We start from the raw sequence: 22,372 nt of genomic DNA on the forward strand, positions 1-22,372 counted from the left end.
TGGCTTCCATGCGGCGACTGACGGAGCGTCATCGGCCGTTCTCCTCGGCCCGGTCGGCGGCCGTGCGGCGCACCGACTCCAGACCCTCCAGCAGCCAGGACCGCTCGGTGCCGTCCAGCTCCCGCCCCGGGCGGACGTGGGCGACGAAGCCCTCCACCACCTCCCGGTCGCTGCGCCCGCTGACCCGCTGCGCGTACGAGCGGTCCGCGGCCTGCTCGCCGCCCTCCGGTTCGAACAGCAGTTGCAGGGTGTGCGGGAAGCGGACCCGCAGCCGCTCCATCGGGTCGATCGGCCGGACCGGGTCGGTCAGGGTGGCCTGCACCCAGGCCTCGCGGGCCGGTTCGTGCTCCTCGGCGGTGAGCAGCTCGTCCAGCCGGCCGCGCAGCCGGGCCAGCGGCCGGGGCACCGGGCAGGGGATCCGGGCGGCCTCGACGGCGCCGTCGGCGGCCAGGTCGACCAGCCACATCGACTTGCGGTGGTCGGCCTCGGAGAAGGAGTAGGCGAGCGGCGAGCCCGAGTAGCGCAGGTGCGGGGCGAGGGTCTGGCAGCCGTGCAGGTGGCCGAGGGCCACGTAGTGCACCCCGTCGAACACGCCGGCGGGCACCGACTGCACACCGCCGACCGCGATGTCCCGCTCGCTCTCGCTGGGCGCGCCGCCCGTCACGAAGGCGTGCGCCAGCACCACGGCCCTGGTCCCGGCGGGGCGGGCGGCGAGGTCGGCGCGGACGGCGTCCATCGCCGCCGCGAGCACCTGCTCGTGGCCGCCCTTCGCCAGGCCGAGGCGCTCGCGCACCAGCGCCGGCTCCAGGTACGGCAGCCCGTACACCGCGACCGGGCCGTGCTCGTCGGCGAGCAGCACCGGCTCGGCGAGCGCGCCCGGGTCGGTGCGCAGGTGGATGCCCGCGCGCTCGATCAGCCGGGAGGCGACGCCGAGGCGGCGCGCCGAGTCGTGGTTGCCGCTGATGAAGACCGTCGGGACGCCGAGCTCGGCCAGCCGCCACAGCACGTCGTCGAACAGCGCGACGGCCTCCAGCCCGGGCAGCGCACGGTCGTACACGTCGCCCGCGACGAGCACGGCGTCGACCCGCTCGGCGGCGACCGTCGCCACCAGGTGGTCGAGGAAGGCGCGCTGCGCGTCGTGCAGGTTCTCCCGGTGGAACGAACGGCCCAGGTGCCAGTCCGAGGTGTGCAGCAGCCTCACGCCGAAGCTCCCCGCAGCATGTCCGTCACTCCTCGTCGCGTTCATGGTGGTCCGGCCGGTACCGAGTATCACAGGTGCCGGTGACAGGCCGGGGTTCGCGGGGAGGGAGGGGCGGACGGGACGGGTGGGGCGGTGACCCGGGTGGCGGTCGGGGCTGTTCATCGGTCGGGTGTTCGGGGAAGATCATCAGGTGGCGAGGGTGGCCCACCCGGAGCGCGGAGGGAGTGGCATGGGCATCGAATACAGCCCGGAGATCTCCGAACTGCTCGGGCGGGTCCGGCGCCGACCGAACGCGGGGTGGCCCTGGCACGCGGGCGTCCGCGTCCCGGACGGGCTCCCGGTGAAGCAGTCCTGGGGCTGGCTGTTCGCCCCCGACGGCCGGGTCCTCACGCTGGTCAACCCGCGCGACGGCGTGGTCAGCCTGCCCGGCGGCTCGCTGGAGACGGAGGACGCGGGCGACCCCGGCACCGCGCTGGCCCGCGAGGCCGGCGAGGAGGCCCAGGCGGTGATCGGCCCGCCGGTCTACCTCGGCTACCTCTACGACCGGGTCGGCTCCGCGAACGGCGGCCACGAGTGCGCCCGGGTCCGGATGGCCGCCGCGCTGCACGGCGTCGGCCCGTCCGCGCCCGACCCCGCGTCCGGCCGCCACTACCGCCGGCTGCTGGTCGCCCCCGGCCTCGCCGTCGAACTCCTCGGCTGGGGCGCCCCGGCCTCCAGCAGGCGCGCGCCGCGGTGTCGGCGGCCGTTGCGGTGCTGGGCGTCCCGGCCGCCGCCAACGAGACGATCGAGGAACTCCCGCCCGCCGGCTGCCGCCTGCGCTGAGCGCCGCGGCCCGGGATCCTGTGGTGGGCGATCCGCCGGCGGTCGGGGGTTGCGGACCGGGCTCCCCCCCGTCCATGACGCGGCCGTGCAGCGGTCGGGGCCGGCGGGAGGGCGGGGCGGTACCGCCGATTTGCCGGTCGATGCGGTACCGGCCGATGGCCAAGGAATGTCAACTGGTTTTCGTGCCAACGGAGTTGGCCAACCGGTGGGTAGCATCCGCAATATGACGACCATTCAGGAATTCGACGTACGCGCACTGGAAATCGCCGAGGGTCTCGTCGGGCAGGTCGACCCGGGCCGGCTCGACCTGCCAACCCCGTGCGGGGAGTGGACACTTGGGCAGCTGTTGGGCCACATGGCGGGGCAGAACCACGGCTTCGCCGTCGCGGCCGGCGGCGGGCGGCACGAGCGGAGCGTCTGGGCCGACCGGCCGGTCGGCGGCGACCCGGCCGGGGTGTTCGCGGCCTCGGCCGCGGCGGTCACCGCCGCGTTCGGCGAAGCGGGCGTGCTGGAGCGGGAGTTCTGGCTGCCGGAGGTCCGGGGCGGGCAGATGTTCCCGGCGCTCCGGGCGATCGGGTTCCACCTGGTGGACTACGTGGTGCACGGGTGGGACGTCGCCGCGTCGATCGGGGTGCGGGCCGAGTTCGACGAGGACCTGCTGGCGGCCGTGCTGCCGATCGCGGAGGCCGTTCCCGACGGGCCGAACCGCGAGGCCGACGGAGCCGCGTTCCGCCCCGCGCTGGACGTGCCGGCCGGCGCCGGGACGCTGGAGCGGATCCTGCTGCTCCTCGGCCGCGACCCGGAGTGGTCCCCGGCGGGCTGACCGACCGTCCGTCCGTCCGCCGGTCCGTCCGTCGGTGCGGGCGCCGGCCCGGGTGCCGGTTGGCCGGAAGTCGCCGCCGCCGGCACCCGCGCCCGGTGCCCGCCGTCCGGAAATCGGACGCCTCGCACGGAAGTTGGCGTTCGGAAGTCGGTGTCCGGCGTCCGCTGGTGGAGGCACTGCGTGCGCCCCCGGGGTGGCGTTTCGTCCGCTTCGCGCCGTTCGCGTGCTGCGACCGCCGGTGCGGGTGAAACGGGCTGGGGCGGAATTCCGGCACTGGGTGTCACGTGGCCGTCGCGCACAGAGATGGGACGGGAGATGACGGTGCGTCAGGTGAAAAATTGGACGATCGGACGTTCGGGCGGTCCCTCGGGGGGATTTCCGCAGCCCAGGTCAGGGGTGGGTCTCCGCGCGTAGCTCGGGTTCGGCGGTTGTTGCATGAGAGTTCGTCAAAATTCTTGGCATGACCGCTTCCCCGCAAGGCTACTGACTGGTATCCAATGTGTGGCCTGCGTCACCCATTGGAGGAAAGATGACTCGCGTCCGTGCCGTAACCGTCGCTCTCACCGCGGCGGCCCTGTCCATCACCACCCTCGCCGCCGCCACCCAGGCGAGCGCGGCCGGCGTCAACTACGTCGCGCTCGGCGACTCGTACTCGGCCGGTGTCGGCTCGGGCAGCTACACCAGCGAGAGCGGCAGCTGCAGCCGCAGCACCAACGCCTACCCGTACCTGTGGAAGAACTCGCACGCCCCGACCTCGTTCAAGTTCGTGGCCTGTTCGGGCGCGACGACCAACGACGTGCTCGCCAACCAGATCTCCTCGCTGAGCTCGACCACCACCCTGATCTCGATCACCATCGGAGGCAACGACGCCGGCTTCGCGTCGACCATGCAGACCTGTGTGCTGAGCAGCGAGAGCTCCTGCCTGAGCGCCGTGAACACGGCGAAGAGCTACGCCACCAACACGCTGCCGGGCAAGCTGTCCAACCTGTACGCGCAGATGAAGTCCAAGGCCCCCAACGCGCACGTGGTGGTGCTGGGTTACCCGCACCTGTACCAGGTGCCGGGCAACTGCCTGGTCGGCATCTCGGACACCAAGCGGACCGCCATCAACAGCGCGGCGGACACCCTGGACTCGGTGATCTCCAAGCAGGCGGCGGCGGCCGGCTTCACCTTCAAGGACGTCCGCTCGATCTTCTCCACCCACGAGATCTGCGGCTCGTCCAGCCAGTGGCTGAACAGCACCACGCTGCCGATCAGCGACAGCTACCACCCGAACTCCTCGGGCCAGGCGTACGGCTACCTCCCGTCGTTCTCCGCGGGCGTCTGATCCACGCCGTCCGCGTGGACGTTCGTGGCGGATGAACGAGCCGGTGTCCGGGCCCATGGGAGGGGCCCGGACACCGGTGCTTTCGGGTCGCCACGCCACTGACGATACGTCAGCTTATTTCCGTGGCGGCGCTCAGCGCAGGTAGTCGGTGAGCGCCGCCGGCGTCAGGCCGGCCTCGCGGGCCGCGTCCAGGGCGCGCTGCAGGTCGCTCGCCAGGGTGTCGGTGAAGTGCAGGATGATCACGTCGCCGGGCTGGAGCGGCCCGCCGTGGTAGACGTTCGCGGCGCCCGAGGTGAAGTCGGCGGTGGCGGTCAGCAGGTACTTCATGCCGCAGTTGGCGGCGGCGCGCTGGGTGTCGGCGTTGAAGGTGAAGTAGGGCGGCCGCAGCAGGGTCGGCGTGCTGCCGTAGCGGGCGGTGATCGCGTCGCGGGCGTCGCAGATCTCGGCCTGCTGCTCGGCGAGCGAGAGCGTCGTCAGGTCCCGGTGCGAGACGCTGTGGTCCTGGAGGGACGAGCCGGGGGCGGCGGTGATCCGGCTGAAGTAGTCCGGCTCGAAGCCCTCCGGCATGGGCAGCGGGAACGCGGTGACCGGCAGCTTGCGGTCGGCGATCAGCCGGGCGGCCTCGGGGGTGCGGAACCAGCCGTCGTCGATGGTCAGGAAGACCACCTTGTCGGAGGTCGGCGCGTTCCAGGTGGCGTACGCGGGCGCGGGGGAGTCCCCGGTGACGCTGACGTCGTCGACCGCGATCGGGCCCTGGCCGTACCAGCCGTGCAGGTACAGCTGGACGGAGGAGGTGGCCGCGCCGGTGGTGAAGGTGGTGGAGAGCTGCTGCCAGCCGCCGCCGGTGGAGGCCGTCCAGGCGGGCGGGACGTCGTGGCCGGTGCCGGTGGCGCCGAGGAAGGCGTACGAGCCGCGGACCCAGGCCCGGTACGTATAAGTGGTGCCGGGGCGGACCGCGAGGGTCTGGGTGCAGCGGCCGGTGGAGTCGGCGGAGGCCGGGGTGATCGCCAGCGCGGAGCCGCCGGTGCGGGCCGCCGAGGTGACGGCGCCCTCGGTGCCGTCGCAGTGCCAGCCGGGGATCGAGCCCCAGTCGGCGAGCGGCAGGGTGGGGATCTCGAACCCGCCGTTGGTCGCCAGTTCGGGCGCGGGCGCGGCGGGGGTCGCCGCCGGGGCGTCGGCGTGCGCGGCCGGGGCGGTGCCGAGGACGGCCAGCACGGTGGCCGCGGCAGCCGCCGCGAGACGGCGGCGTGCGGAACTGAGCACGGATCAACTCCAGTGTGGGGGAGGGGAGAAGGCGTGACTCCCGGGAGGGGCGGGGGTCGCTCGCAGGCCGGCCGCACCGGGCCGGTGCACACAATGGACTGGACCAATCCCGGTGGTCAAGGGGAACCGGCGGAGATCGGTCAACCGCCGTACGCCCCGTCGACACCCGCCGTCCGCACGGCGCCGACGGGCCGTCAGCCGGTGTACAGCTCGTCGATGTCCTGGGCGTAGCGCTCCGCCACCGCGGCCCGGCGGATCTTCAACGAAGGAGTCAACAGCCCCTCCTCCAAGGTGAATTCGCGCGGCAGCAGCCGGAAGGCGCGGATCGACTCGGCCCGCGAGACGGTGGTGTTGGCGGCGGCCACGGCCCGCTGCACCTCCTGGTGCAGCTCGTGGTCGGCGAGGATCTGCCGGACGTCCAGCTGCGGCCGGCCGCGGGCCTTCAGCCAGTGCGAGAGGGCCACCGGGTCCAGGGTGATCAGCGCGCCCAGGTACGGCCGGTTGTCGCCGACCACCAGGCACTGGGCGATCAGCGGGTGGGTCCGCACCCGCTCCTCCAGGATCGCGGGCGCGAGGTTCTTGCCGCTGGAGGTCACGATGACCTCCTTCTTGCGGCCCGTCAGGGTCAGGTAGCCGTCCTCGTCGAGCGAGCCGAGGTCGCCGGTGGCCAGCCAGTCCCGGTACAGCGCCTCCTGCGAGCAGCGCGGGTGGTTGAGGTAGCCGGAGAACACGCCGCCGCCGCGCACCCACACCTCGCCGTCCTCGGCGATCGCCACCGACGCGCCCGGCACCGGGCGGCCCACGGTGCCGAACTTGGGGCGGTCCGGCGGATTGGCGGTGATCGCGGCGGAGGTCTCGGTCAGGCCGTAGCCCTCGTACACCGTCATGCCCGCGCCCGCGAAGAACAGCGCCAACTCCCGCCCCAGCATGGATCCGCCGGACATCACGGCGCGCACCCGGCCGCCGAGCACGGCCCGCACCCGCTGGTACACCAGCCGCTCGTACGCGGCGTGCCGCAGCCGCAGCGCGGGGGACGGGCCGGGGCCCCGGCGGTGGGCGCGGCGCTCCCAGGCGCTCGCCCAGTCGATCGCCACCTGCTCGGCCTGCACGAACACGTCCAGCTTCCCGGACGCCTCGGCGGCCTCCCGGGCCCGCCGGTGGATCTTCTCGAAGATGTACGGGACGGCGTGCAGGAAGGTCGGCCGGAACGCGGCCAGCGCGGGCAGCAGGCTGTCCGTGGCGAGCTTGCCGTGGTGGCCGATCCGGATGCCGCCGCGCACCGCCGCGACCTGGGTGAGCCGCCCGTACACGTGCGCCAGCGGCAGGAACAGCAGGGTGGCGGGCTGGTCGCCGCGGGTGTCGGCGAACACCTCGGCCCAGCCGTCCAGCACCGCGTCGGCCACCGAGGCGAAGTTGCCGTGGGTCAGCAGGCAGCCCTTCGGGCGGCCGGTGGTGCCGGAGGTGTAGATGACGCTGGCCAGCGAATCCGGTGTCACGCCCACCCGCTGACGGTGCACCAGGGCGTTCGGCACTCCCGCGCCGTCGGCCGTCAACTGCTCCACGCAGCCCCGGTCGAGCTGCCAGATGCCGGTCAGCTCGGGCAGCGCGTCGCAGACCGCGCCGACCGTCATCGCCTGGTCCTCGTCCTCGACCACGCAGGCCACCGCCGCGGTCTCGGCCAGGATCCAGCGGACCTGCTCGGCCGCCGCGGTCGGGTACACCGGCACCGGGATCGCGCCGATCGACCAGAGCGCGTAGTCGAACAGCGTCCACTCGTAGCGCGTCGAGGACATCACGGCGACCCGGTCGCCGTAGCGCACCCCGCGGGTGAGCAGACCCCTCGCCAGGGCCAGGACCTCGTCCCGGAACTGAGCGGCCGTCACCGGCCGCCAGGCGTCGTCCGTCCACCGGGACAACTGCACCAGACCCGGTTCGCGCTCCGCCCGGTCGAACACCGAGTCGGCCAGCCCGCCGGTCACCGCCGAGCTGGCGAGCGCGGGGCTGCTGAACTCTCGCACGGTACCCCCGTTCCCGCCGATCCCCGCTCCGGCTCGCACAACCGGGGGCGGCACCGGCGAAGCTACCCGATCGGGGCGGCGCTGCCCAGAGTCACCGCCCGACGACACCCCGCACCGGGGACAGTGCCGCAGGTCGGGGCCCTGGAGCGCCCCGGCGAGGACATTGAAGGACGATCCGGACAGCAGTCGATAACGATGCAAATTCACCCTACGAACGGATGGTCAGGAAGTAGTAGGCTCGCGGCTCTCGTACCCCTCAGCACCCACCCCTGCCCCCGGCCGTCCGAGCCCGACCGACCCCACCGACCGAGGACCACCAGAGGACCCGTATGCGCCTGCGCCGCAGCTCGATCCGCGCGAGGATCATCGCGCTGCTCCTGGTGCCCATCGCGGCGCTCAGCGGACTGTGGGGCTACTCCACGCTGATCACCACCGGCGACGTGTGGAACCAGCTCGACATCAGCGCCACCTACCAGGCCTTCGGCACCCCCGCCGACCAGTACGCCGACGACCTGCGCATCGAGCGCGCCGCCGCCGTGCTCCGGCTCGCCGACCCCGGCAACAAGGCCTACGCCGACTCCTACCTGAAGTCCCAGACCGTCACCGACCGGGACCTCCAACTGCTGCGCTACCAGGCCGGCAGCCGCGACGCCGACAAGCTCAACGGCGACCAGCGCGCCCGGATCCGCGACATCCTCTCCGTCGCCGAGCAACTCGCCGCCATCCGCAGCCAGATCGGCCAGCAGCGGCAGAGCTGGGACGGCGCGCTCAAGGACTACAGCGACCTGATCAGCCCGGTGTTCACCTTCCGCTCCTCCTTCGTCTCGAAGGAGAGCGGCTCGCTGCCCCGGCAGGGCACCATCCTGGTCGAACTCACCCGCGGCGCCGACTACCTGGCGCAGGAGACCGCCGCGATGCGCGCCCTGCGGGCCGGCAGCGCCACCGCCGCCGCCGACCCCCGCAAGCAGCAGGTCGTGCTCGACGCCATGCACGCCCAGCAGACCCTGTTCCGGATCTACGTCGGCGAACTCGACCCGCAGAACCAGGCCGACTACAACGAACTGCGCACCGGCGAGGCCTGGAGCGCCCTCACCACCGCCGAACACGGCTTCGACGACGCCCCCGACCGGGCCCGCGAGGTCCGCAGCGGACCCGACACCTGGGGCGAGAACTCCGACCGGGTCCTCGCCGACATCAACGCCATCAACGACCGGCTGGTCGCCAAGATCGGCGACCAGGCCCACGCCTACGCCGTCAACTCCCTGCTGCGCGGCGCCGTCGCCGGCCTGATCGGCCTGTTCGCCGTGGTGCTCTCCATCGTCGTCTCCTACCGCATCGGCCGCCGCCTGGTGCGCGAACTCGTCGGCCTGCGCAACGCCGCCGCCGACCTGTCCGCCAACCGGCTGCCCTCCGTGATGCTCCGGCTGCGCCGCGGCGAAGCCGTCGACGTGGTCGCCGAAGTCCCCCAACTCGAGTTCGGCGCGGGCGAGATCGGCCAGGTCGGCCGGGCCTTCAACGAGGTCCAGCGGGTCGCCGTCGAGGCCGCCGTCGAACAGGCCGAACTGCGCCGCGGCGTCTCCGCGGTCTTCGTCAACCTGGCCCGCCGCTCCCAGGTGCTGCTGCACCGTCAGCTCACCTTGCTGGACACGATGGAGCGCCGCACCGAGGACCCGCGCGAACTCGAGGACCTGTTCCGCCTCGACCACCTCACCACCCGCATGCGCCGCCACGCCGAGGGCCTGATCATCCTCTCCGGCGGCTCGCCCGGCCGCGCCTGGCGCAAGCCGGTCCGGATGGTCGACGTGGTGCGCGCCGCCGTCGGCGAGGTCGAGGACTACGCCCGGGTCATCGTCCGGCCGTTCCCCGGCACCGGCCTGCTCGGCTCCGCCGTCGCCGACGTCACCCACCTGATCGCCGAACTCGTCGAGAACGCCACGGTGTTCTCCCCGCCGCAGACCCAGGTCACCGTCCAGGGCGAGGTCGTCGCGCACGGCTTCTGCCTGGAGATCGACGACCGCGGTCTCGGCCTGAACGAGCAGCACCTCGGCGAGGTCAACCAACGCCTCGCCGTGGAGCAGGAGTTCGACCTCGCCGACACCGACCGGCTCGGCCTGTTCGTGGTCTCCCGGCTGGCCCGCCGGCACGGCATCCGGGTCCACCTGCGGCCCTCCCCGTACGGCGGCACCTCCGCCGTCGTGCTGATCCCGCGCGAACTGCTCGCCGACGCCGCCGAGATGGCCCCGACGGGCCCGCCCCGGCGCCGAGGAGCCCGCCCACCGGCGCGCCCCCGGCGCCGTCGAACCCGGCCGCCCGCACGCCGCGCCCGGCAAGGCCCTCGGCGGCCCCGGCCGTCCGCCGCCGACCCGTCCGCGAAGCCCGGCGGCCTGCCGCGCCGCCGGACTCCCGCCCAGGCGGAGGCCGCTGACGGCTCGCCGGCCAAGGCGCTCGGCACCGGGCGGCACCGCCGGCCCGAGGACGTCGCGCCCGCCGCCGCGAAGGCGCCGGCACCCGCCGCCCCCGGCGGGCCGTTCCGCCGCTCGCCCCGGTGGCCGGCGGGCCGTCCCGCCGCTGTCGCCGGTGGCCGGCGGGCTGCTGCCGCGCCGGGTCCGGCAGGCCAGCCTGGCGCCCCAACTCCGCGCCGGGGCAGGCCCGGAGAGCCCCGAGCCGGCCCGCGAGCGCAGCCCCGAGGAGGCCCGCTCCGCGTTCGCCTCCTTCCAGCGCGGCTTCGCCCGCGGCCGCGGCGACCGCCTCCAGCCCGCCTCGCTGACCGTGGTCCGCTCCGAGCCCGGCCCGACCGCGAGCGCCGACGGCCCGTCGGCGCCGCTGGTGCCCGCGGCCGGCCGAGCGCCGCGGCTGCGGGTCGCGCTGCCCTCCGCGCCGGTGCCCGCCGCGCTGCCGGCCGCTCCCGTCCGCTCCGTCCCCCCGGCGCACCAGCCGCCGGACGCACCGCCCGCACCAGGAGAAGGAACCGAATCATGACCGCAACCACCCCGCCGTCCGGGGAACTCGACTGGCTCCTGAACGACCTGGTCGGCCGCGTCGCGACCCTTCGGCACGCGGTGATCCTGTCCAGCGACGGCCTGGCCACCGGCGTCTCCAGCGGCCTCGGCCGGGAGGACGCCGAGCACCTGGCCGCCGTCGCCGCCGGCTTCCACAGCCTCGCCAAGGGCGCCGGCCGGCACTTCCAGGTCGGCGGCGTCCGGCAGACCATGGTCGAACTGGACGACGCCTTCCTGTTCATCACCGCCGCCGGCGACGGCAGCTGCCTCGCCGTACTCAGCGATGCCGAATCCGATGTGGGCCAAATCGCCTACGAGATGGCACTGTTGGTGAAGCGCGTCGGCGAGCACCTGGCCGCCGAGCCGAGGACCGAGACCACTCCGCCCGGGAGATGACCGATCTATGAGCGAGCCCGAGCCGACCGAGCCGACCGAGGCCACCGCCCCGGCCGGCCACAGCGGTGAGATCGCGGACGAGACCCCGGCCGACGAAGAGTCGGTCGACCTGTTCGCGCCCCGCACGCCGGTGGACGACCGCTGGTTCGACGACGAGGCCGGACCGATGGTCCGGCTGTTCGCCATGACCGGAGGACGCGCCCGGCCGGTCGACGACGGCCTGTTCGACCTGATCTCGCTGGTCACCGCCGCCGGGCAGGCCACCGCCCCCGGCGGCGTCCCCGCCGACCTGCCGCTCGGCCCCGAGCACCACGCGATCCTCCGGCTCTGTTGCGAAGAACCGCTCAGCGTCGCCGAGTTGGGCTCCTACACCGACCTCCCGGTCAGCGTGGTCAGGGTGCTGCTCGGCGACCTCCACGACGCCGACCTGATCGACGTCACCCGACCCTTCCAGCTCGCCCAGCAACCGGACGAGCGCCTGCTGCGAGACGTGATCAATGGCCTCCGTGCACTCTGACGCCCCGTCCGGCGTCCGCTCCGGCACCCCCTCGGGCGCCCCGAAGAACTCCGCTGCCCGCAAGGCCCCCTGGGGCGCCAGCGCGGTCAAGATCCTGGTCGCCGGCGGCTTCGGCGCGGGCAAGACCACCCTGGTCGGCGCGGTCAGCGAGATCCGCCCGCTACGCACCGAGGAGACCCTCAGCGAGCGCGGCCGCCCGGTCGACGACACCGCGGGCGTCGAGACCAAGCGCACCACCACCGTGGCCATGGACTTCGGCCGGATCGACCTCCGGCCGGGCCTCGCGCTCTACCTGTTCGGCACCCCCGGCCAGGACCGGTTCTGGTTCGTCTGGGACGAGCTCGCCGCGGCACGCTCGGCGCCGTGGTGCTCGCCGACACCCGCCGCCTCGCCGACTCCTTCCCCTCCGTCGACTACTTCGAGCAGCGCGACATCCCGTTCGTGGTCGCCGTCAACTGCTTCGAGGGCACCGAGGTGTACGCGCCCGACGACGTCCGCGCGGCGCTCGACCTGCCCGAGACGGTCCCGGTGCTGCTGTGCGACGCGCGCCGCCGCGAGGACGGCAAGGAGCTGCTCGTCCGGCTGGTTGAGCACGCCGCAGAGCGGGCCGGAATCCGACTGTAGTACTTCTTTTGTTTGTGCAGGTCAGAGCGGTGCCATCCGAATGGTGGACGGTTTCTGTCCCGTTCTGCGGACAAGGCGGTGCAGTGGGTTGCCTTCCGGGTGTTCCGCGTGGAAGTCTCGTACCAGTGCCCGCCGTCCGCCGCGGGTTCCTGACACGCCCCGGGGGAGGAGCAGCGCCATGACCGCGACGGTCCGCATCGCCGCCCTCCCCGCGCTCCCCGTTCTGACCGTGCGCCGGTACATCGACCACGGGCTGATCTACAGCGCCTGCTGTCGCTGACGAACCGTCACTCTCCCCGCTCCGCCGGGGCGGTGGCGGTTTTCGTGTGTCCGTCCCGTTCCGACGGATCGACCCGGCCGCCGGCCCCGTCGATCCCGTCATGCACCGGAGAGCAGCAGTCGTGCCCCCTCGCACCCTCCTCGAACCGTTCTGGCCCTCGCGCCAGGCACACCACTTCGACCAGACCTGTCGGCGCGCACCCCGCGCCTCCCGCCCGTCGCACTGACCGACCGTCAGCCCGGCCCGCCGGAAGCGCAGACGACGACCACCCACCGCCCGTCACGCGCGAAAGAGCCTTCGAAATGTCCTACGCTGCCACCGCGACCCCGCACCTGCGAGCCGTCCGCGCCCTCCCCAACCACCCCCTCGACGCCGAGCCCCGCCGGGTCGCCCCGCCGACCCGCCCCGCGCCCGCCCTCGCCCCGGAAGGCCTGCTGGCCGGCCTCCAGGACGGCGCCGCGGTGGTCGCCGCGCTGCCCCAGTCGGTGCTGCCGCAGGCCCTGCTGACGCAGCTCGGCGCCACCGCGAACGCCCCGCTGGTCGGGTACCTGGTGCTGGTGCCCGCGGAGAAGGCCGCGCCCGCGGTCGTCCCCGCGCCGGTGCCCGCGCCCGCCGCCGGTCCGGGAACCGCCTCGGTCCGGCCGTTCGTCCGCCCCGCCGAGAGCGGCATCTCCGTCGACCTCGACCGCCGCAACGCGTACGTCGACGGCTCGCTGCTCGACCTCACCTACCTCGAGTTCGAACTCCTCGCCCACCTCACCGAGCACCCGCACCGGGTGCACACCCGCGACCAACTGGTGCACACCGTCTGGGGATACGGCCACGTCGGCGACGGCCGCACCGTGGACGTCCACGTCGCCCGGCTCCGCCGCAAGCTCGGCGCGGCCTACCGCGACACGATCGTCACGGTCCGCCGGGTCGGCTACAAGTACGCGCCCGTCGCCTGAGACCGCGTGCGGCTCGCCCCCGTCCGACGACGGGGGCGGGCCTGCGGGCGGGGCGGGTCAGTCGGCGTAGTAGTCGTCGTAACGGGCGGCGTGTTCGTCGGCCTCGAAACCGGCGAGGTGGCCGGCCGCGTCGAGCTTGCGCAGGTGCGCCAGGGCTGCGGCGGCGGACGGCTCCGGGACGGCGGCGAGATGTGCCGTCGTCGCGTCGAGCCCGCGCCCGAGCAGGAGTTCGGCCTCGATGGAGCACCCGGCGTCGAAGCTCGCGCCCCGCGCCGCCCAGACCAGCAGGGCGTCCTCGACCGTCCCGCTGTTGAACAGCTGGACGCAGCAGAGCTTCATCAGCTCGGTGTCGCCGGTGCCCTGCGCGGCGCGTTCGAGGGCCGTGTGCTCCGCCAGGAGCGCGCGGACCAGGTCGAGATCCGCGCCGAGCGGGCGGAGCCCGAAGCGGTGCAGGCTCTCCTCACTGTCCATCAGCGGTCCTCCCCCTCGGTCACCCGCACCCTACCGGGCAGGACGCCGGCGGATCAGCAGGGTCGGACCGACCAGGCCGCGTTCCAGTCGATCCCGGTGTTCTCCGGGAGCGGGACGGGTTGCCCCCGCGAAGTCGTTCAGGCCGTAGCGCGCGCAGGTGACGGGGGCGCCGTCGGGGACGTCGACGTACGGCGCGGCGGGCGAGGTCGCCGGCGGGACCGCGGCGACGGTCCCGGCCGGGGATCGTCCAGTAGGGTCCGGAGCCACCGCGGACAGAGGTCAGCGGTGGAGCAGTTTCAGCAGACCGACCACGAGGACCGTCCCGGACAGCGCGGCCCAGGCGCCCTGCGCGGCGGCGGCGATCGGCAGGTGGAGACGGAGCAGGCCTAACGCGGTGGCGCCGAAGTACAGCGTGCCGGCGGTCAGTTCGGCGGCGACCCGGGACGGCGGGTGCGGTCTGCGGTTCGCGCCGCGGTAGTTGGCCCAGGCGCCCCGGAACAGCCAGCCCAGGACGGCCGCCGCTTCCAGGGCCACCAGGAGCAGGGCGAGCGCGGAGTCGAGCAGCCGGTGCGTCATCCGGCCATGCTCCCGAAGGGGCCGCCGGGCGTCATGAGTAGGCGTACTCACCGCCCGTGTTCTTCCCGATGGATCAAGTATTCCAGCGGGCGGAGGCGCCTGTCACCGTCCGGAAGGAGGAGATCCGGTGCGGATCCGCGCGCCTAGAGTGGCCGGTGACCAGGGAGAACCTCGATCCGACGGGACGTCAGGAATGGCACTCGACCTTGCCGCGGTGGCCGCGGAGCTCACCGCGATGATGGCGGCCGACCACCGGGCCGCACCCGGGGCGAACAGCGCGGACCCGGCAGAGCAGTTGGCGTGGCGACGCCTGACCGCGGAGCACGCGGACCGGCTCGCCGGGATCATGGACGCGCACGGCTGGCCGACCGCCGACCTGTTCGGCGCGGACGCCGCCCGGGCGGCCTGGCTGATCGCTCAGCACGCCGACCGCCAACTCGACGTCCAGCGACGGGCGTTGCGGCTGATGGAGCAGGCGGTGTCGGAGGGTCGGGCCGGCGCGCGGGAGCTGGCGTTCCTGCGGGACCGGACGCTGGTGAACGAAGGACGGAAGCAGATCTACGGCACCCAGATCGCCGGCGTGCGCGACGGCTCGCCCGTCCCGTGGCCGTGCGAGGACCCGGCGCGGACGGACGAGCGGCGGGCCGAGGTCGGGATCCCGCCGTTCGCCGAGTACGTGGCCCAGTTCCCGGCCTCCTGAGCGCGCCCGGCGCCGGGTTGCAGGCTGCCCGGGGGTGTGGCCGCCGGCCGCCCCGCGCACTACGCTCCCGTTCCCGACCCGGAGTTCGGTGCGGGCGGCGGACGGCGAAGGGAGCTCCGGTGACGGTGAGTTGGCAGCTGCGTGTGGTGGCCGCCTACCTGCGCGGCCGGCAGAAGCCGCGGACGGCGACCGCCGAGCTGGTGCGTCGGCGGATCGCCGAGCCCAAGGGGGAGGCCGGTCCGCCCGGGTGGCTGGGGCGGCTGTGCCGGGTGGAGAAGCGCAGCGTGAACGGGGCGGACTGCTGGACCGTCGGACCGCGCGACGGGCGGGAGCCCGTGGGGGCGGTGGTGTACTGGCACGGCGGCAGCTACTACAAGGAGATGGTCCGCTGGCACTGGGCCTTCGTCGGGCAGCTCGCCGCGAGCGGCTTCCAGGTGCACGTGCCGCGCTACGGGCTGGCGCCCCGTCACACCTTCCGGGAGGCGGTCGCGTTGGGGCGGGCGGTGCACCGGGAGGTCGCCGCGCGGGCGAAGGGGCTGCCGGTGACGGCCATCGGCGACTCCGCCGGAGGCGGGCTGGCCCTCGCGGTGGCCATGAGCCTGCGCGACTCCGGTCTGCCCGGCCCGCGCGGCTGGTGCTGCTGGCGCCCTGGCTGGACCTCGCGCTGACCAACCCGGACATCGCGGCCGTCGAGCGGCTCGACCCCTCGCTCAACCGGGCCGGGCTGGTCGAGGCCGGCCGGGTCTGGGCCGGCGGCGCCGACCCCGCGGACCCCCGACTCAGCCCGCTGCACGGGGAGTTGGGAGGACTGCCGCCCATCGAGGTCCACGTGGGCACGCACGACATCCTGTACCCGGACACGCTGCTGCTGCGCGACCGGGCCGGCGCCGCCGGAACCGAGGTCACGCTCCACGTCACCCCGGGGGCCTTCCACGTGCACGTCCTCGCACCCGTGCCCGAGGGGCGCGAAGCCCGGGACCGGATCGTGGCGGGCCTGCCGACCGCCGGCCGCGGGTGAGTTCGGCGCCCGCTTCGACGCCTGCTCCGGAGCCTAGGCGGAGGCGGGCCGGGCGACCGAGACCAGGTAGCCCGCGTGCTCGTCGAGCGCGGCGGCGGCGAGCTCGTCGTCGCGGTCGATGAGCCAGGTCAGGGTGAGGCCGTCCAGGACGCCCAGCCCGTAGCGGGCCAGCACCGGCAGCGGCACCGTCCACTCGACCCGGGCGAGGCGCGCCATCTCCTCCAGGGAGGTGCGGGTCACCCTTAGGTAGTGTGCGTACTGACGGCGCGCCAGGTCCGCCAGGCCGGGCTGGCGCAGGGCGTACTGGGTGAGTTCGTACGTCAGCAGGTGCTCGTCCGGGCTCAGCCGGATGCGTTCCCAGTAGGTGTGCAGGCCGGCCCGGACGACCTCGGCGACCGGCGCTCCCTCGACGCCCGCGGCGACGGCGGGGGCGAGGGCGCGCAGCATGATCCGCTCGATGACGGACTGCAGCAGCTCCTCCTTGGAGCGGAAGCAGTAGTGGAACGCCCCGAGCGGCAGCCCCGCCTCCGCGACGACCGCGCGGGTGGTGGCCCCGGCGACGCCGTCGCGGATCATGACCCGGATCGCCGCCTCGATCAGTTCCTCGCGGCGCTCGTCGGCCGAACGGCGGGTCATGCGGGCTCCAGGGGATAGGCGGTGACGGGTGGGAAGGCTCCGGGCACGCTACCTCAGCGCGGTGCGGTCACAGGAAAGCGCGTCCCTCGCCGCGGTAGGTGGGGACCTCGTCGACGATGCGGTCCCCGTCCACCAGGTGCAGCCGGTCGACCCGTTCGCACAGTTCGCCGGCCTTGGCGTGCCGGAACCAGACCCGGTCCCCGAGGCGCAGCGCGTCGGCCGCCGGGCCGGCCAGCGGGGTCTGGACCTCGCCCGCGCCCTCCTGGGGGAGCAGGCGAAGTCCCCTCGGGTGGACGGGAGTCGGCAGCCGGTCCGGCCCGGCGGGGCCGGAGGCCGTCCAGCCGCCGCCGAGGACGGTGACCAGCCCGGGCGCGGGCCGGCGGACCACGGTGAGCGCGAAGTACGCGGCCGGGACGGGGTCGAAGGCGCGGTAGTGGTCGAACAGCGCGGGCGCGAACAGGCCTGAGCCGGCGGCCAGTTCGGTGACGGCGTCCTCCGCCGAGGTGCGCTCCAGGCTGCCCGTGCCGCCGCCGTTGACGAACTCCAGCGGCGCCAGGCCGAGGACGGCGCGCACCGCCTCGGCCCGCCGCCGGGCCAGCTCCCGCGCCGAGGCCCGCTGGACCAGCCGCACCCCGGCCCGGTGCAGCGGCGAGCCCGGCCGGTCGTCGGCGAGCCCGGCGATCTGGCCCTCGTACGACATCACGCCGACCAGTCGCAGCCGCGGCCGGGCGAGCACGGCGCGGGCCAACTCCCGTGCCGCGTCCGGCGCGTGCAGCGGGGAGCGGCGCATGCCGAGGTGGACCTTGCCGCCGAGCAGGCGCAGCGAGGCGTCGAGGTCCAGGCAGATCCGCAGCGGGGGACCGTCCGGGCCCGCCGCCGCGCAGATCAGCTCCAGGTGCTCGACCGAGTCGGCCATCAGCACGACCCTGGCCGCCGCCCGCTCGTCGGCGGCGAGTTCGCGCAGCGGCTCGGCGTCGGCGCACGGGTAGCCGACCAGGACGTCCCCGCGGTCCTCGTCGAGGGTGCGGGCCAGCCAGAGCGCCTCGGGCAGGGTGAACGCCATGACGCCGCGGAAGCCCGGCGTCCGCAGCACCCGGTCGATCAGCTCCCGGCAGCGCACCGACTTGCTGGCCAGCCGGATCGGTTTGCCGCCGGCCCGGCGGGCGAGCTGCGCGGCGTTGGTGCGCAGCGCCGCCAGGTCGACGACGGCGAAGGGCGGACGCAGCCCGGCCGTCGCCCGCTGGAGTCGTTCGGTGGTCATGGGCGGCCCTTCGGTCGGCTGCGCGGGCTCCTGCTCGGTGCCGGTCACCCTGACTTGTTCAGCTGTCCAAGTCAAGCGTTCAGGTCTCTTGACTTGGACGAGCGTCCGGCCCCACGCTTCCCCCCATCAACGAGCCGAGAGGACACCGGAGATGACACCGGTCACGACACCCGAGTGGCGCAACTGGGCGGGCAACGAGCAGGCGCGGCCGGCCCGGGTGGCACACCCCCGGGACGCCGAGGAGGTCGCCGCCGAGATCACCGTCGCCGTCCGGGACGGACACCGGGTCAAGGCCGTCGGCGCCGGACACTCCTTCAGCCCGGCCGCCGTCGCCCCGGGCGTCCAGCTGCGGCTGGACCGGCTGGACCGGCTGGTCTCGGTCGACCCCGCCACCGGCCTGGTCACCGTCGGCGCGGGCATGCCGCTGTGGAAGCTCAACCCGCTGCTGGCCGAACACGGCCTGGCGATGGAGATCCTCGGCGACATCGACCGGCAGACCGTCTCCGGCGCGGTCTCCACCGGCACCCACGGCTCCGGCCTGCGCTTCGGCGGCATCGCCACCCAGCTGCGCGCCCTCCGGCTCGCCCTCGCCGACGGCACGGTGGTCCACTGCTCGCCCACCGAACGGCCCGAGCTGTTCGCCGCCGCCCGGGTCGGCCTCGGCGCGCTCGGCGTGATCACCGAAGTGACGCTCCAGTGCGTGCCGCTGTTCGCGCTGCACGCCCGCGACACCGCGATGCCGATCGCCGACGTCCTCGGACAGCTCCCCGAACTCGCCGCCGCCAACGACCACTTCGAGTTCTTCTGGTTCCCGCACAGCGAGACCGCGCTGACCCGCCGCTTCACCCGGCTGCCCGGCAGCACCCCGCTGCGCCCGGTCCCCGCCCTCACCCGCCGGCTGGACGAGGCCCTGAACGGCCCCGGCTTCGAGGCGATGTGCCGGATCGGCACCCGCTTCCCGGCCGCCGTCCGGCCGATCGCCCGGTTCGCCGCGAAGGCCATGTCCGCCCGCGAATGGACCGACCTGTCCTACCGGGTCTTCGCCTCGCCCCGCGAAGTCCGCTTCCTGGAAGGCGAGTTCGCCATCCCCCGGGAGCACGCGACGGCGGCGCTGCGGGAGATCCGGCAGTGGATCGACCGCCACGACGAACGGGTGTCCTTCCCGCTGGAGGTCCGGTTCGTCGCCGCCGACGACATCTGGCTGTCCACCGCGTACGGGCGGGAGAACTGCTACATCGCCTTCCACCAGTACCACCGGATGCCCCACCGGCGGTACTTCGAGGCCTGCGAGCGGATCCTCGCCGACCACGGCGGCCGCCCGCACTGGGGCAAGATGCACACCCTTGACGCGGCGGCCCTGCGGCCGCGCTACGAGCGCTTCGACGAGTTCACCGCCCTGCGCGACACCCTCGACCCCGCCGGCGTCTTCGCCAACCCGTACCTGGACCGCGTCCTCGGCCTCGCCCCCGACGCCACGCCCACCGCACTCGGCGCCGCCGCGCTCGGACGCTGACGCGCTCGGACGGTGACGCGCTCGGACGCTGACGCGGCGTCAGTCGTCGGCCGCGACCAGCAGCACGAGGGTGAGGTGGGTGAGCGCAGGGGGCATGCCGATCAGCATGGTCCACGGCTCCGCCCGTTCGCTGTCCGGGGGCCTCAGTCCGCTTGCGGGGCGGCGTCCTCGGAGCGGGTCGCGCGGGTCGCGTGCCGCAGGCGCAGGCCCGAGATCAGGGCAGCCGTCAGCACGCCGAGCGAGACGACGGCGACGACGAGCCCGGCCTTGAACGACTCGTTGACGTGCTGACCGTTGCCCTCCGGGGCGGGCAGGCCGGCGCTCGCCACGGCCGGCAGGAAGAACAGGACCGTGCCCGTCAGCGCCAGCAGGACGCAGTTCAGCCTTTTCGGGGGCGAGAGCCGGGCGGAGAGCCGGACGCCGGTGGCGAGCAGCAGTGCGCAGCCCAGCGCGGGCAGCACGGTGTAGGTCAGCCACTCGTGGAGCAGCGGTGCCCAGTACCACTCGGCCTCGGGGCGGGGCCACTCGTAGTAGTAGAGCGTCCTGGGCTGCGGCGTCCCGAGGAAGTCGCGGATCGAGCCCGGCAGCAGGCCCGCCACCAGGGCGGCGAGCGCCGTCGGGGCGAACGGGCGGCGCTCGGCCGCACCGATCAGACGGAGGGTCAGCGCGGCGACCCAGCCGGCCAGGGCGCCGAAGAACACGCCCTTCGCCGCGCCGTACCCGATCGGAGTCCACACGTTCCACGGGTAGTTGAGCAGGTGGTCGGCCCGCCAGTTCCCCGCCAGCCCCCAGGCGAGCGCGCCCGCCGCCACACCCCACGGCACCACGCCCGCCGCCCGCCGGGACCGGGCCGCACCGGCCGGGCCCTGCTCCGGGAGTGTCGCCGCCGCGCCCGCCACCGTCTCCGCCATCGCCCCGGTCCGCCCTGTCGCTCGTGCTGGCCCGCGACGCACGGCCGCGCCCGGTACGCGGGACGACGCAGGCTCGGGCCGGGCAGTTCCCCGCCGGGCCTGCGGGGCGGGCGCCGGTGGCGCCGCTACTGCGGACGGGCCGTCAGGGCCGTTCCGATGGCGGCCAGGTCGGGCTTGAGGAAGCCGGGGCCGCTGGCGCCGTTGGGGGCGAAGGTCTTGATGTCGATGTCGACGGTGACGCCGGCGGGGCCGTCGTCGATGTTCTCGACGCCGCCGAGGAAGTAGACGCAGTGCTCACCGGCCGGCTGCTGGCCGAGCGCGATGTCCTCCCACGGCCAGTCCGCCGCGTCGGCGCTCTCCAGGTCGACCAGGTGCGTCAGGCAGATCCGGGCCAGGTGCGGGGCCAGTTGGCCGGCCAGGGTGGTGAGGGCGGCGAAGGTGGGGGCGGCCGGCCACAGGGTGGTGATCGGGCGGGGCCGGCCGGTGAAGTCGAAGAAGGTGAAGGTGTGGCGCTCGCCGACGTGGTGGACGGTCCCCGCGGTGATGGTGACCGTGAGGGTGACGGTCTTCCCCCGGTAGGTGGTGGTGACCTGCGCGGTGGCCACCGGATTGGCGGAGTCCTTGTGGGCGGCGATCGACGGAGCGTTCAGCCGGGCCTGCCGGAAGCGCTGTTCGCCCACCGCGGCGCTCAGGAACTCGGTCGAGCCCTTGCGCAGGTGGGAGGTGCCGTCGTAGAGCCACTGCTCGGGCATCGGCGGGTAGAGCAGCCGCCCCGCGCGGGCCGCCTGGTCGGCCGCCTCGTGCGCCTCGCGGAGCAGGGTGGTCAGATCGTTCCACAGCGCCGGCGAGCCGAAGTCACCCTGTCCGCCGTTGGCCGCGCTCGCCAAGTCCCAGCGCTGCTCCAGCAGTTGGAGCTTGGCGGAGACGCCGTCCAGCAGCCGCCTGCCCGGGTGCTGCGGGTCGGGCACGGTGTCGGGGTCGAAGGCCTGGCCGGGGTCGGTGGTCGGACTCTTGGGGCCGAGCGAGAGATTGATCGGCAGGTTCCACAGCAGCCGGTGCGCGCTGACCTTCGGCTCCGCGTCCTTCACCGCCGCCGTGACCGGCTGGCCGGCCAGCTCCCAGCAGAGCGCCCAGAAGGCGCGCACGGCCTTCTGGAGCGGCTCCGGACGGCCGGTGTACAGGAGGGCGATCTGCTCGGCGACGGAGGCCAGCTTCTCCTTGGAGATCTTGTGGTGCAGCGCGCCCTCCCGCCACTCGGCGGGGAAGGCGTACTTCGCCTTGCCGTTGGTGATCGGCCCGACCGCCCACTCGGCCCTTCGGGGCACGACGCTGCCGGTGTTGGGGGCGAGGGCCTTGGTGTTCGCCGGCTGGGCGGCAGTGGTCATCTGTTCCTCCTCCAGTGCTGCGGGCGCCGAACGTCGCGCAGGCCGATGCACAACCGCTAAACGGGCAGCTCGGCCCGCCGAACCGATGCTGACGGACCGTCAGATAGGTTGCGGCACGGAGGAAAAGGAGGGGCGTCGCCCGGCTCAGGACGCCCGGTCCTCGAGGATCCGCTCCCACAGCAGCGCGTCCTGCCACTGCCCGTCGAGGAGGATCGAGGAGCGCGCGACACCGTACGGGGTGAACCCGTTGCGGCGCAGCACCCGCTGGGACGGCAGGTTCTCCAGGTGGGTGGACGCTTCGGCCCGGTGCAGCCCGAGATCGTTCGCCATGAGGTCGACCGCGAGTCCGAGGGCACGGCCGGCGTGCCCCCGGTTCTGCGCGACGGTGGCGATCCAGTAGCCGACGGAGGCCCGGCGCAGGTGCGGGTGCGGCAGGATGCCGCCGATGGTGACCTGCCCGATCACCTCGCCCTCCGCGAGCACCACGGCCGGCCAGAGCGTTCCGTCCTGGTACGCCGTCAGCAGGCGGTCGATCCGCCGCGCCTGCCCCTCCGGGGTGAAGTACTCGGCGGGCTGGGCGGGTTCCCACCGCCGGAACGCCTCGACGTCCCGGGCGCGGTGCTCGGCGATCGCGGCGGCATCGGCGGGCTCGATCAGGCGGACACTCGTGCGGCTGCTCATGGC

Annotated in this window: 17 protein-coding genes and 2 pseudogenes; 9 read left to right on the forward strand and 10 right to left on the reverse strand. The window is 74.1% G+C overall.

Annotation, left to right across the window (positions count from 1 at the left end; translation table 11 throughout):
* Positions 1-28: 28 nt before the first annotated feature.
* Complete coding sequence (locus tag KCH_RS30175) at positions 29-1,201, reverse strand: exonuclease SbcCD subunit D (protein ID WP_035868163.1); 1,173 nt, start codon at positions 1,199-1,201, stop codon at positions 29-31.
* Between the two features lie 229 nt (positions 1,202-1,430).
* Between KCH_RS30175 and KCH_RS43560 the strand changes: the two genes are divergently transcribed.
* Entirely contained in the window at positions 1,431-2,846 is a 1,416-nt protein-coding gene (locus KCH_RS43560) for a TIGR03086 family metal-binding protein (RefSeq protein ID WP_157032255.1), read from the forward strand.
* A gap of 529 nt (positions 2,847-3,375) precedes the next feature.
* Entirely contained in the window at positions 3,376-4,173 is a 798-nt protein-coding gene (locus tag KCH_RS30185) for an SGNH/GDSL hydrolase family protein (protein ID WP_035868170.1), read from the forward strand.
* A 132-nt stretch (positions 4,174-4,305) separates the two neighbouring features.
* On the opposite strand, the gene KCH_RS38035 is transcribed toward KCH_RS30185, so the two are convergent.
* Positions 4,306-5,436 (reverse strand): polysaccharide deacetylase family protein, encoded by a 1,131-nt coding sequence (locus KCH_RS38035; RefSeq protein ID WP_051653610.1) that lies wholly within the window; start codon positions 5,434-5,436, stop codon positions 4,306-4,308.
* A gap of 194 nt (positions 5,437-5,630) precedes the next feature.
* Positions 5,631-7,454: an AMP-dependent synthetase/ligase gene (locus KCH_RS30200; RefSeq protein WP_035868172.1), complete on the reverse strand. Its 1,824-nt coding sequence runs from the start codon at positions 7,452-7,454 to the stop codon at positions 5,631-5,633.
* A 329-nt stretch (positions 7,455-7,783) separates the two neighbouring features.
* On the opposite strand from KCH_RS30200, the gene KCH_RS30205 reads away from it, so the two are divergent.
* The 4 genes and pseudogenes from KCH_RS30205 (at position 7,784) to KCH_RS40235 (ending at position 13,217) form a co-directional block, all read left to right on the forward strand.
* Positions 7,784-10,849: a roadblock/LC7 domain-containing protein gene (locus tag KCH_RS30205; protein ID WP_051653611.1), complete on the forward strand. Its 3,066-nt coding sequence runs from the start codon at positions 7,784-7,786 to the stop codon at positions 10,847-10,849.
* A 7-nt stretch (positions 10,850-10,856) separates the two neighbouring features.
* Positions 10,857-11,366, forward strand: coding sequence for a DUF742 domain-containing protein (locus KCH_RS30215; protein WP_084224003.1), 510 nt, complete (start codon positions 10,857-10,859; stop codon positions 11,364-11,366).
* A pseudogene (locus KCH_RS30220) lies at positions 11,347-11,990 on the forward strand (GTP-binding protein). The gene KCH_RS30215 and the pseudogene KCH_RS30220 overlap by 20 nt, the downstream one beginning before the upstream one ends.
* Positions 11,991-12,572: 582 nt before the next feature.
* Positions 12,573-13,217, forward strand: coding sequence for a winged helix-turn-helix domain-containing protein (locus KCH_RS40235; protein WP_084224004.1), 645 nt, complete (start codon positions 12,573-12,575; stop codon positions 13,215-13,217).
* Positions 13,218-13,274: 57 nt separating this feature from the next.
* Here KCH_RS40235 and KCH_RS30230 read toward each other — a convergent pair whose 3' ends face one another.
* Positions 13,275-13,688 (reverse strand): hypothetical protein, encoded by a 414-nt coding sequence (locus tag KCH_RS30230; RefSeq protein ID WP_035868184.1) that lies wholly within the window; start codon positions 13,686-13,688, stop codon positions 13,275-13,277.
* 279 nt (positions 13,689-13,967) lie between these two features.
* On the reverse strand, positions 13,968-14,264 hold the full coding sequence (locus KCH_RS30235; RefSeq protein WP_035868186.1) for a hypothetical protein: 297 nt from the start codon (positions 14,262-14,264) through the stop codon (positions 13,968-13,970).
* A gap of 193 nt (positions 14,265-14,457) precedes the next feature.
* On the opposite strand from KCH_RS30235, the gene KCH_RS30240 reads away from it, so the two are divergent.
* Together KCH_RS30240 and KCH_RS45230 are read left to right on the forward strand one after the other, a co-directional pair.
* Complete coding sequence (locus KCH_RS30240) at positions 14,458-14,964, forward strand: DUF6624 domain-containing protein (RefSeq protein ID WP_035868189.1); 507 nt, start codon at positions 14,458-14,460, stop codon at positions 14,962-14,964.
* A gap of 380 nt (positions 14,965-15,344) precedes the next feature.
* Positions 15,345-15,982, forward strand: a pseudogene (locus tag KCH_RS45230) (alpha/beta hydrolase fold domain-containing protein).
* Between the two features lie 33 nt (positions 15,983-16,015).
* Here KCH_RS45230 and KCH_RS30250 read toward each other — a convergent pair.
* Positions 16,016-16,618, reverse strand: coding sequence for a TetR/AcrR family transcriptional regulator (locus KCH_RS30250; RefSeq protein WP_035868193.1), 603 nt, complete (start codon positions 16,616-16,618; stop codon positions 16,016-16,018).
* A 67-nt stretch (positions 16,619-16,685) separates the two neighbouring features.
* A complete protein-coding gene (locus KCH_RS30255; RefSeq protein WP_035874495.1) occupies positions 16,686-17,879 on the reverse strand; it encodes an amino acid deaminase/aldolase in 1,194 nt (397 codons plus the stop codon).
* Positions 17,880-18,030: 151 nt separating this feature from the next.
* On the opposite strand from KCH_RS30255, the gene KCH_RS30260 reads away from it, so the two are divergent.
* Entirely contained in the window at positions 18,031-19,392 is a 1,362-nt protein-coding gene (locus tag KCH_RS30260) for a D-arabinono-1,4-lactone oxidase (RefSeq protein WP_051653612.1), read from the forward strand.
* Positions 19,393-19,535: 143 nt separating this feature from the next.
* Here KCH_RS30260 and KCH_RS30265 read toward each other — a convergent pair whose 3' ends face one another.
* From KCH_RS30265 to KCH_RS30275, 3 genes are all read right to left on the reverse strand, one after another.
* Positions 19,536-20,303: a hypothetical protein gene (locus KCH_RS30265; RefSeq protein WP_244305489.1), complete on the reverse strand. Its 768-nt coding sequence runs from the start codon at positions 20,301-20,303 to the stop codon at positions 19,536-19,538.
* 125 nt (positions 20,304-20,428) lie between these two features.
* A complete protein-coding gene (locus KCH_RS30270; protein WP_035868196.1) occupies positions 20,429-21,688 on the reverse strand; it encodes a hypothetical protein in 1,260 nt (419 codons plus the stop codon).
* Positions 21,689-21,832: 144 nt separating this feature from the next.
* Positions 21,833-22,369 carry a GNAT family N-acetyltransferase gene (locus tag KCH_RS30275; RefSeq protein WP_035868198.1) on the reverse strand — a complete coding sequence of 179 codons (537 nt, stop codon included), beginning with the start codon at positions 22,367-22,369 and terminating at the stop codon, positions 21,833-21,835.
* Between the last annotated feature and the right edge of the window lie 3 nt (positions 22,370-22,372).

The sequence above is a fragment of the Kitasatospora cheerisanensis KCTC 2395 genome (assembly GCF_000696185.1).
GTDB lineage: Bacteria > Actinomycetota > Actinomycetes > Streptomycetales > Streptomycetaceae > Kitasatospora > Kitasatospora cheerisanensis.